The sequence below is a fragment of the Streptomyces sp. ActVer genome (assembly GCF_027270795.1).
Lineage (GTDB): Bacteria > Actinomycetota > Actinomycetes > Streptomycetales > Streptomycetaceae > Streptomyces > Streptomyces umbrinus_A.
Window position 1 is genome coordinate 1 of the sequence record NZ_JAPWHT010000370.1, and the last position, 10,496, is coordinate 10,496.

A 10,496-nucleotide genomic window follows, 5' to 3' on the forward strand; every position below is an offset into this window, starting at 1 on the left:
CAACTCCCACGGAATCGCCGACCCTACGCCCGACCAGCGGAAACGCAGTCCTCAAGTCCGAAAAGACAACAGCTACTGAGGGGAAGACGGCATTTGCCCACAGGCCCGCACACCAGGTGCGGCCACGGACCCAACAGACGCTTTGTGCTCCACAAGCAGGTGCGCGACGGCTTGGGCTTCGTTGGAGCATGCGGGCCGTGGTCGGGGGATCGTGGGGGCTGAGGCGATCAACTCCGCGACTTTAGCCAGCCACTTTGGGGGGAGCCTCGAAGATCATGGCCCCAACGTCGTGCTTTAACGGGCAGGTCCACAGACTGCCCGACTCGCCGGAAGCTTACGGGGCCATGATCACTCCCCCCCCCAAAGCAGCTCCCGGCCAAAGTCGCTCCGTTGATCGCGTGGGAGAGTGCACCACACGAGTGCCCCGGCCCCCGCCGGCACCCAGACCGGCGGCATCCGCCTCCACAAGGAGGACGGCGCCGCGCTGTGGGCGTTCGGGGCGACGGAGACCAGGGTCAGAGTCGTCGAGTAGCTCAGGAGTCGTACGGGGCGACGACCCGGACACCCTGATCGGCGTGCCCGGTGCGGTGTGACCTCAGCAGACGGACATGGTGTTGAAGTCGTACGTCGCCGCGTTCGGGAACACGGTGATGACGTTGGGGTTGGCAGGGGCGCGGTACGTACCCACGTTGGGCCCCGTGAAACGGACTTCGGCTCCGCCCGTCTGGTTGTTGAGCACAGAGAGCGCGTCGATGAAGTTCGAGAGCGACCGTGTACCGCACCTGTACAGGTGGAAGATGCTCTGCTTGCCGTCGCCCTGACCGACCGAGACACAGGCGATCCCTGATGCCAAGGCGCAAATCTTGAGCGCCCTGTCAGCATCGTCACCACCTTGTATGTCCCGCTGCACCCACTCGCCGTCGTACAGGGGGGAGATCCCCGGCGTCCACGCGCTGGCGGCGGCCTGTGCCGGTGCCTGCGCGGCCAGCGGAAGAAGGAACGCGGCGATCAGCGTCGCGACCGTCGCAGCCGCTCGTTTTCTCAGTCCCATGTGATCTCCTCTGTAGTCGTAACCGACGACTCGAACCGTAGACCGCACCAGGGACGTCGTGACCCTGACAGCTATCAGGGTGAGGGCGCTCGGGGTGCGTCCGAGGCAGGGGCTGCGGGGGGTGCGACAAGTGTCGGCTGCCTCACCACCGCAGGACCGTGCCACTGTCGTGCCAGAACGACCGGGGAACCACGGGGAGCCAGCGGCAACGACGGGGAGCACGCCGGAACTTGTCGCACTGCGGATACGCGCAGGTCACAGCAGCAGCCGCCCAACCTCGCTCCTAAAGCGGTGATTGCTCGACCCACCGTTGCAGGCGGGCGCAGGCCACCAGTGCGCTGCCGTCTTCGGTGAAGTAGAAGAGGAAGGTCCATCTCTGATCGACAGAATCGATCATCCCTCCTCGCATCGGCTGGCCATGCTCTCTAAGAAGCCGCACCATTCGTTCCAGCCCAAGAGGTTCGACTCCGTGCAGCCGCATGCGCCGAAGTCGGATGGCAAAGACCCCGGCATGCTGCGCTGCGGGATACGCCGTATCCCACACGTGGTAGGTGGCTCCGCAGCGGAGGGCGGCCAGAGCAGCCACGGACACCTCGTCGTCACCGGCCAACAGCTGTTCCAGCACATGCCGTTCCATGGTCACCCCCACTGGGATCCTGCGGTACAGCAGGCGGGTACCGCAACCGCAATCGCCCCCGTCCGGTAGCGTCCCTCCGGGGCCTGGTAGCGGCCGGAATGGCCGTCACTGGCCGGCCCGGCAAGAGCTACGGATCAGAACACTTCTGACATCCACGGCTGACATCAACGACGCCGGACGAGGGCGTACACCAGCGACTCCGTCCGACCGTCCCACCAATCGCCTGTCGCAGCCGAAGCAGGCCCGGATCGAACTCCTAAAGCGGGTGTCGCAGGTTCGAATCCTGCCGGGGGCACAACGCGTTACCGCTCTGGCCTGGGGCTTCTCCCCCAGGGAGGGCTCCTATTCGGCCTCGGACTCCTCGTCCGGGGCCGTTTGCGTGAGCGGACGGAGAGTTGATCCCCGAAATCTCTCCAGCGGATAAGCATCATCCGGCACGGACTCCGGCCCGGTCTTCTCCGGGCCATCGGGCTCTGGCTCCGCTTCGGGCACCCAAGGAGCGCACGAGCGGGCACGGAAGAATCTCGCTTCTGTCGAAAGTGGTTACGCCTCTCCGGAGCCCAGGGCGGTTTCCGCGTCGTGGCCGCCCCAACTGTCGGGGGTGCGCCACAGGACCTGAACCCCGAAGACACCCAACACGGTGTCGGCCGACCAGTCCTCGGCGGGCGGTTCGGAGAGCACCAAGTAGAGGCGGTCGGCAGGAGCGGTCAGGGTGTGGTTGATCTCCAGGAGGCGGGTGGCTCCCGCGCGGAGGTCGGCGTAGGTGGAGCGGCCGGCACCGAGAACCTCGTAGAGGAAGTGGCCGTCGTCCGCGATCCGGCTGACGTCGACGACCGGGGAGTCGGTCGGCTGCAGGTCCTCCCAGAGCAGGGCGGCCTTGAGAGCATGCCGCACCGCCTCGTGCTTTCTGCACGTGCGGTCGGCGGTCGCCGCACTCTCCAGCGAGTTCAGAAACCCCTGCGCTGACGCGGGCGTGGCGGGCAGGTCTTCGGTGGGGGTCACGGGCTCGGTTTCCTTCTGCTCGGACTGCTGCTCAGTTGTGGCGGGTGCGTCGTCGGTTTCGGGTTCGCCCGTCGCGACCCGGCGCTGGAGCGCCTCTCGGGCTTCGTGCAGGGCCTGGGCCCAGTCGGCGCGTGCCAGGTCCGCCTGGAGTCGGTTCAGGTCCAGGTTGTTGTCCTTGAGCATGCGGTTGGTGTGCGCCGCCAGGTCGCGCAGGAGGCTGAGGCGGTGCTTGTCCGGGGACCCGAGCACACGACGCACGTCCACCCAGTCCGCCTGGTCACGGCGGAGGACGCGGTTGGCCATGCCCTTGAGCTCGGACAGACGATCACGGGCGTTCTCCGGAACGGTTCCGTCACCGTTGGTCAGGTCGTCGAAGACGCCGAGCGCCGCCACATAGCGATCCGCCATGGTGGGGGAGATGGACTGGCGGCCACGCTGGTCCGCGGTGAGCAGGCAGTGGTTCGTCTCGTGGGCGAACACCCAGCAGTCCAGTTTGTCGCCGGGACGCGGGGGCACCGAGCCGTGGCGGACGGTCAGGACCAGAGGGACGTCGATCGCGGGAGACAGGGCCTTGACCCTGTACCGGCCACCGGGTGCCCGGCCGGTCACGCGGACTCGGACGTCCGTACCGATGTCGGGGACGTCAGCGTCTGCCATGCCTGGTTCGCCTTCGGCAGGTGCCTGTTCGTTACTGCTGCCGTCGGTGTTCGTGAGGGCCTCCGGGAGCGGGGATGTGTGCAGGACGGTCAGGCTCTGGGTGCTGCGGGTGAGCGCGACGTACAGCTGGCGCAGTCCGGCCGGGCCGCGGTCCGCGATGGTGGCGGGTTCGACGACGAGCACATGGTCGTACTCCATGCCCTTGGCCTGGGCGGCAGCCAGCACGGACACCGCCTCGCGTCCCTGCTCGGTGATGCCCTCGGCCAGGTCCAGCTGGCGGCTGATCTCGTCGAGCCAGCCGGAGTCGTCGGGGACGATGACCGCCACGGAGCGCAGGGTGTGTCCGTCGCTGGTGCCGATGAGGCGGGTGGCTTGGGCCACGGTGTCGTCGAGGAGTTTCCACGGCTCGGTCACGATCGTCCGTACGGCGTCCTCACCCGCCGCGCGCACGGCCTGCGGGAACGGCAGTGCGGGGGCGACGGTACGGGCCAGGGGGGCGACGAACTCCATGATTTCGGCGGGCACGCGGTAGCTGGTGTTCAGCTCGGCCACGCGCCAGTCGCCGTGGTCGGACAGGAGGGTGCCGAGGCGGTCCCAGTCGGTGTGGGTGTGGGGGCCGGTGGCTTGGGCGAGGTCACCGAGGATGGTCATGGAGCCCTGCGCGGCGGAGCGCCGGCGCAGCGAGCGGGCCTGCATGGGTGTCAGGTCCTGCGCCTCGTCGACCACGATGTGCCCGTACCGCTGCGGGGTCTCCCCGGTGATGAGATACCGCAGTTCTTCGAGGCAGACCCGGTCGTCGAGCGTCCAGAGGTCGGCGTCGGCCGTGTCGGCCCGAGGACGGTGCACAGCGGCCTGCTCTGAGGCGTCGAGAATGCCCTCGGCGCAGGTGCGCAGGAGGTCTTCCGAGTCGTAGAGGGTGCGGAGGGCTTCCCTGGCGCCGGGCGAAGGCCAGACACGTTCGATCAGGCGCTCGACCTGACGGTTGCGTTCCAGGTCGCGGCGGATCGTGTCGTCGCGGCTGCGGCGAGGGGCGACGGCGACGAGTTCCCGCAGCAGGCGGTCGACGAGCAGGCCGCGGAAGCGGTCGCGGCGCTCACGGTAGGAGCCGTCGCCTTGGCGCACGTCTTCGAGGAGCGAAAGCATTTCGGAGCGCGGGATCCGCAGGGTCGTGCTGCCGACGGTCACGGTGAACTCCGGCTTGGCCCCCTCGTAGGAGGGGGTGGTGGTGAACTCGTCGACGGCCTCGGGACGGCACTCGATCTCGACGCGCCGCCGCAGGACGGCCGCCATGCGTTCATCGGACTTCACCATCCGCGCCGTGGGGGAGTCGGTGCCGAGGATCTCGCCGTCCCACAGGCGCGTCACCTGCACGGCGTTGACGTTCCGGGTGCCGAGCGTGGGCAGCACCTGGCTCACGTAGTCCAGGAACCGCTGATGGGGGCCGACGACGAGGACGTCCTGGGCTTTGAAGTGCCCGTTGTTGACGAGCCAGGTCACGCGGTGCAGACCGACCGCCGACTTGCCGGTACCCGGGCCGCCCTGCACCACGAGGATGTCCGAGGGCGAGCCGGTGACCAGAACCATCTGGTCACGGCGGATGGTCTCGACGATGTCCCGCATGCTGCCGCTGCGAGAGCGCTGAAGCTCACGCAGGAGGAAGTCGTCGGGCTGCAGCGGCCCTTGGCGATGGAGACGGGCGACGTCGGCGGGGGTGCGGACGGGCCGCCGCGCCTTGTCAGGCCGCTGTGTGTCGGTGGTGGAGTCTGCCGCCGCGGACTGCCGATCGGCGTCGTCCGCGGTCGGCCGCCGGGCGGGGACGGTGACGGAGATGTCGTCGGCATAGCCTTCGACGACGCGCTGCCTGCAGTGCAGCCGCCGCCGCAGGAGCACCTCCCCCGGAGCGTCCGGCAGCGCGTCGAGCCACTTCTTCGCAAGCTCGTTGGTCCACTCCACGACGACGGTATCGCGGGTCTGCACGTCGGAAACGGCACGCCGGCCGACGTACCAGGTATCGGGCTCCCCACCTGGGCCGTCCTGCACGTCCACGCGGCTGATGACCAGCGAAGCGTTGCCAAGGCCTCCGTACGCCGCGGCTCGCTCCTCGGCCGCGAGACGGTTGGCGACACTGTCCTTGCCGCTCGCGGAGGCCGAGGCGACCGACCCCCCGGTCATTTCGGCCAGCCGCGCGGCATAGCAGTCGTAGGCACGGTCCACCGCCTTCTGCTCGACGGCGATGATCTCGTTGCGCGTGGTGGTGCCCATGTACATATCCCCTCCCCTTGCAACACCCCGGAGGACGCTGCGACGGGCATACGCCCGGCCCCGTCGAAATAACTATCAGAGACCTGCTGGTAACAAACAGTCAGATGGTCAACGTCCCGACCAGCTCGCCGACCTCCGTCCGCCAGGCGCGAACCTGGTCGTGCGTGGGGCCGATCTCGTACTGGTGGTAGTGGCATCCCAGACAGAGGTGCGACCAGACGGCGTTGGTGCGGCGAGCGGTCTCCGCCGCGGTGTAGCAGTGGAGGCACAGCATCTTGGCCCGCATCGTGGTGTCGGCGAGCCCTGGCACCGCGGCGTCGAGCACGCGGTCGATGGAGAGCTCCAGGGCGGTCCGCAGAGCGAGGGAGGCTCCGCGGTGCCGGCCGGCGGCCGTGGCGCCCGTACGGGCGGCAAGCAGCTGATCTGCCGTCAGCAGGAGCTCCTCGACCGAGGTGGTGGGAGTGCTCATCACGTAGTCACCCCCGGCTTGCGCACCTTCTGCGCCATGATCTCGATGTCGTCCACGAAGCGGTGGGGGTCGGCGATCTGCGCTCCCGTGGCGTGGGCGCCGTTCTGGCACTCCTTGAGGAGGTCCACCGCACGCGGTCCGCAAAGGGTGCGCAGTTCCCGGTAGACGTCGCCGGTCCGGCCGGCGTCACCGAACAGGGCCAGTGCCGCGACCTTCATGAGCTTGTCGGCGCTGCCGACGGCGGCCTGCAGCTCGTCCTCGGGCGCGCCGGAGCGGTGATGCCGGATCCAGGCGGCTTCGAGGAAGGCGTTCTCCAGGGCGATACGGCACAGGCTGGGCAGCACGTGGGTCCGTGCCGCCGACGGCAGGTCACTGGTACTGGCGAGGGCCCGCGCGTCGTCGAGTGCCTGCCGTACCGGGTCTGTCACCGGCTTGACCTTCACCTTGGACGACTTGGCCCGCTCGACCTCGAACACCGTCACGGGCAGATCCTGGCTGGTGAACGCCCGCTGGAGCCGGGTGTCGTGGGTGAACACGACGACCTGTCGGTGCTCGCCGAGCTCGTGCAGGACCTGGGCGAGTCCGTTGACCTTGGCGGGGTCCATGGACTGCACGGGGTCGTCGATGACGATGAAGCCGAACGGGCTGTCGGCGGTGGCGGCCCGAGGCAGGAACAGGGACAGCGCGAGGGAGTGCTGCTCGCCCTGGCTCATGACGCTGAGAGCCGAGGCCTGCTGGCCGTCGACGGTGACATCCATGACGAGCTTGCGGACAGTGGCCTTCTCGCTGCCCTTCAGGCTCACGGCCTTGAGGTCGATGTTGCTCTCCTGGCGGAGCCGCTCCCAGATGCGCTGCGACTGGTCGGCGAAGCCTTCCATCCGCTGTTCCCGCAACTCGGCGGCCAGCGCCTTGATCCAGGTGCTCGCCTTCCTGATGTCCCGCAGCCGGGGCTTGTTCGCCTCCACGGCACGGGCCCTCTCCGCCCAGCCCGCCAGGCGGGTGACGAGCCCGCGCCAGCGTTCGTCCCGCTTCTCCAGTTCCCTGACGGCGTTCTCCTTGACCGCGGCGCAGGCATCGGCCAGGGTCGCGGCGGCCTCGTGGGCACGCCTGACGAGCTCGCCGGGATCACTGATCGTCCGGCAGGCGGTCCAGGCGCGCCACGGGTCGGCCAGGGCGGCGGGGATCTGTCGGGGCGTGTGGACGAGGTCCTGCACGGCCCGCGCGGCCGACCGGAGTTCGCTGCGCGCGCCCGCTGCTGCCTCCGCCTCCTGCCGCAGTGCGGCCATCTGGGCGATGGCGTCCGCGGCCCATGCCGCGTCCAGCATCCCGTCGGTCCCGCACACGGGGCAGGCGGCCGCGTCGGGGTGACGGTCGTTGTGCGCCACAGCCCGTTCGAGGAGTTCCGCACGCCGCAGGGCGTCCTCGGTGCCGGTGCCGCGCAGGTCCTCGGCATCGGCGAGAGCATTGCGCAGGCGGTCCAGGGCCGCGTGGACCTGCGCCATCTCGGGTCCCTGCACCTCTGCCTCGGCGCGCAGCCCGGCGAGCAGGCCGTCGTCCCCGTCGGCGGGCAGACCGGCGACGAGGGCTTCGACAGTCTCGAAGTCGGGCGTTCCCGCCGTGTCGACGGCGACGAGTGCCCGCACCGCGCGCTCGTCGTCCTCCAACTCGTACAGCGCCTCCTTGAGGCCCGGCAGCTCCGCCTTCGCCGCCTTGTCCGCGTCTTCGAGCGCCTTGGCCTCCTGGCGGAGCCGGCCGTCGGCGGCGCTGAGCTGCCCCAGGCCGAGGATGGTGGCGATGGAGTCGTACATCTCGGAGGGCTTGCCACTGATCATGCGGTCGAGGTCGACGTACGACAGGAAGGGCCGGAAATCCCGCAGGGCCTGCTTCCAGTCCGCCTGGTCGAGGGGCGCGCGGCCGTGCCCGGGTCGCCTGAGCTCGGCCCGGGAGGCGTCGAAGTCGTCGCCCTCCCAGGTGCGGGTGAGGGTGCTGCGGCCGGTGTCGCCCTCGACGGCGAGCTTGACCTCGATCTCCGGCCTGCCGTCGGTGTCGTGGAGATTGCGCCAGTTGCTGCTGCGCATCGCGTGCTGCCCCTGCCAACGCATGTTCACGCCGGTGAAAGCTGTCTCGATGCCCTCGGCGATGCTGGACTTGCCGGAGCCGTTGCGACCCACGACCAGGTTCACGCCGGGTCTGGGGCTGAGCTTGAGCCAGGCGCGCGGTCCGATGCCACGGAACCGGGCGACGGCGACGGACTCCAGGTAGATCCGGCCGGCAGGGGAGGTCCCCCGGGGCTCTCCGTCGCCCAGGGCCTCCTTCAGGAGCACCTTCACGGGCTCGCTGAGCGCCTCCTCCGCCAGGCGGACCTCCACCAGACCGGCCACGGGCACGGGCTGGTCGGCCGGGGCCGGACGGGCGGGGTCGGTGGGGTGGTGTGCGTTCTGCCGGGGCTGTTCCGTCACGGTCATGCGGGTTCCTCCCGTGTGTGCGGTGGGTGGCGACTGCGGTGCGGAATGGACGCGGAGTGGGCGGCCCCGAGGTATGGCGTTGCGACGAGAAGGGACCGGGAGAGATCGGATGCGTGGCGCGGTACGGCGCCAGGACGCTTCACGGTGAGGTTGCGGAGTCACGGTCATGCTTCCATCCGGAAGCGTGACCAGATAAGCATAGCCATGAAAGCACTGTCAAACAGCTTGACGAACTTGACGGCTGTTGTAACGTGTTAACCGTCCCTGTCCGACTGGCCCGAGAGGTGCGGAACTCCACGCCATGCCCCAGCAGCCACCAGCCCGACCGGCGCCCTCCGCACACGTGACAGCCGCCGAGATCTCCCGCATCGCGGGGGTCACACGCGCCACCGTCAGCAACTGGCGCCGCCGCCACGACGACTTCCCGGCACCCAGCGCAGGCACGGAATCCAGCCCGCTCTACGACCTGCCGGCCGTCCAGGCATGGCTGCGTGGCCGCGGTCACACCTCCGCCGCCTCGCCGACCGAGGAGCTGCGTACGGCGCTACGGCTGCTGGGACCCGGCTCGGGTGTGGCCGCGCGGCTGTTCCCCCTGGTGGCTGCCGCGTCCCGCCGCACGCTCAACGAGCTGGCCGAACTCGCCGCCGTGCCCGACGACCAGCTGCTCGCCCGAGCGGAGAAGGCCGCGGGCGGGCTCCCGGCCACCGTGCCCGAGGCCGAGCCGGTCCACTACGGCCCGGACGACGCGGGCGCGGTCCGCGCGCTGCTGGGATGCGTCCGTGAGGCCGGGGCCCAGGCCGCCCTCGACGTCCTCGCCGAACGCGAACTGGACGAGGGCGCCGCCAGCGGCGTCTACCAGACCCCGGAGGGCCTGGCCCGGCTCATGGCACGGCTCCTGCCCGCCGACGTGTCCCGCGTCCTCGACCCCGCCTGCGGCAGCGGCACGCTCCTCGCCGCCGCCGCGCGGCAGGGCGCGCGGGAGCTGTTCGGGCAGGACTCGCTCCCCGTCCAGGGCCAACGCACCGCGGTCCGGCTGCTGATCGCCGCACCCGAGGCCGAGACGGCGATCCGCGTCGGCGACAGCCTGCGCGCCGACGCCTTCCCCGACGTCACCGTGGACGCCGTCCTGTGCAACCCGCCGTTCGGCGACCGCGACTGGGGTCACGACGAGCTGGCCTACGACCCGAGGTGGGCGTACGGCGTCCCGCCGCGCTTCGAGTCCGAACTGGCGTGGGTGCAGCACGCCCTCGCACACCTGGAGCCCGGCGGCCACGCGGTCATGCTGTTGCCGCCCGCGCTGGCTTTCCGCTCCTCCGGCCGCCGCGTCCGCTCGGAACTCATCCGCGGCGGGGCCCTGCGCGCCGTCGTCTCCCTTCCGGCGCGTGCCGCGTATCCGCTCCACATCGGCCTGCAGATCTGGGTGTTCCAACGCCCCGAGCCGGGCGGCACGGACCGTGCGGCGGTGCTGTTCGTCGACGGGGAGGGCGAGCAGCGGGACAGCGCCGCGGGCATGCCGTCCGCCACCGGTACCGCGACGGCGGGTGCCGGCTCCCGCGGCGGCTCGCGCCCCCGCCGGTCCGGCCCTTCCGCTTCCGCGGCCTCCGCCCCCACCTCTTCGGCCTCCGCCGCCACCTTCGACTGGGCGGGGCTGTCGGAGCGGGTCCTCGGCCAGTGGGCCGCGTTCACCACCGCCCCCGACACCTACGCCGACGAGCCCGGCGGCGCACGCGCGGTGCCGCTCGTCGACCTCCTCGACGACGTCGTCGACGTCACCCCGGCCCGCCATGTCCGGGCGACCGCGGCCGACATCGACCCCGCGGCCCTGGCCCGGCGCGCCCACGACCTGCACGACCAACTGGCCGACGGGCAGCTCCACCTCGTGCCGGCCAAGCGCCGCCCCGAGCACCCGCGCGGCGTACTGGTCTGGCTCGCCCGCCTGATCTGGATCGGCGC

General features: G+C 70.4%; 7 protein-coding genes. 2 read left to right on the top strand and 5 right to left on the bottom strand.

Going from position 1 to position 10,496, the window contains the following annotated elements:
- Positions 1 to 406: 406 nt before the first annotated feature.
- Complete coding sequence (locus tag O3Q52_RS39850; protein WP_269653456.1) at positions 407 to 532, top strand: hypothetical protein; 126 nt, start codon at positions 407 to 409, stop codon at positions 530 to 532.
- 63 nt (positions 533 to 595) lie between these two features.
- On the opposite strand, the gene O3Q52_RS39855 is transcribed toward O3Q52_RS39850, so the two are convergent.
- The 5 genes from O3Q52_RS39855 to O3Q52_RS39875 form a co-directional block, all read right to left on the bottom strand.
- Positions 596 to 1,051: a hypothetical protein gene (locus O3Q52_RS39855; RefSeq protein WP_269653450.1), complete on the bottom strand. Its 456-nt coding sequence runs from the start codon at positions 1,049 to 1,051 to the stop codon at positions 596 to 598.
- A 283-nt stretch (positions 1,052 to 1,334) separates the two neighbouring features.
- Positions 1,335 to 1,688, bottom strand: a complete 354-nt coding sequence (locus O3Q52_RS39860) for a hypothetical protein (protein ID WP_269653455.1) — start codon at positions 1,686 to 1,688, stop codon at positions 1,335 to 1,337.
- Between the two features lie 543 nt (positions 1,689 to 2,231).
- On the bottom strand, positions 2,232 to 5,609 hold the full coding sequence (locus O3Q52_RS39865; RefSeq protein WP_269653451.1) for an AAA family ATPase: 3,378 nt from the start codon (positions 5,607 to 5,609) through the stop codon (positions 2,232 to 2,234).
- A 100-nt stretch (positions 5,610 to 5,709) separates the two neighbouring features.
- Positions 5,710 to 6,078, bottom strand: coding sequence for a hypothetical protein (locus O3Q52_RS39870; protein ID WP_269653452.1), 369 nt, complete (start codon positions 6,076 to 6,078; stop codon positions 5,710 to 5,712).
- The gene (locus O3Q52_RS39875; protein ID WP_269653453.1) at positions 6,078 to 8,543 is read right to left on the bottom strand and encodes an AAA family ATPase; all 2,466 of its coding nucleotides are present in this window, start codon (positions 8,541 to 8,543) and stop codon (positions 6,078 to 6,080) included. Before O3Q52_RS39875 ends, O3Q52_RS39870 begins: the two co-directional genes overlap by 1 nt.
- Before the next feature lie 343 nt (positions 8,544 to 8,886).
- Here O3Q52_RS39875 and O3Q52_RS39880 point away from each other — a divergent pair.
- Positions 8,887 to 10,496, top strand: a 1,610-nt coding sequence (locus tag O3Q52_RS39880; protein WP_269653454.1) for an N-6 DNA methylase, incomplete at its 3' end; no start/stop codon positions are given.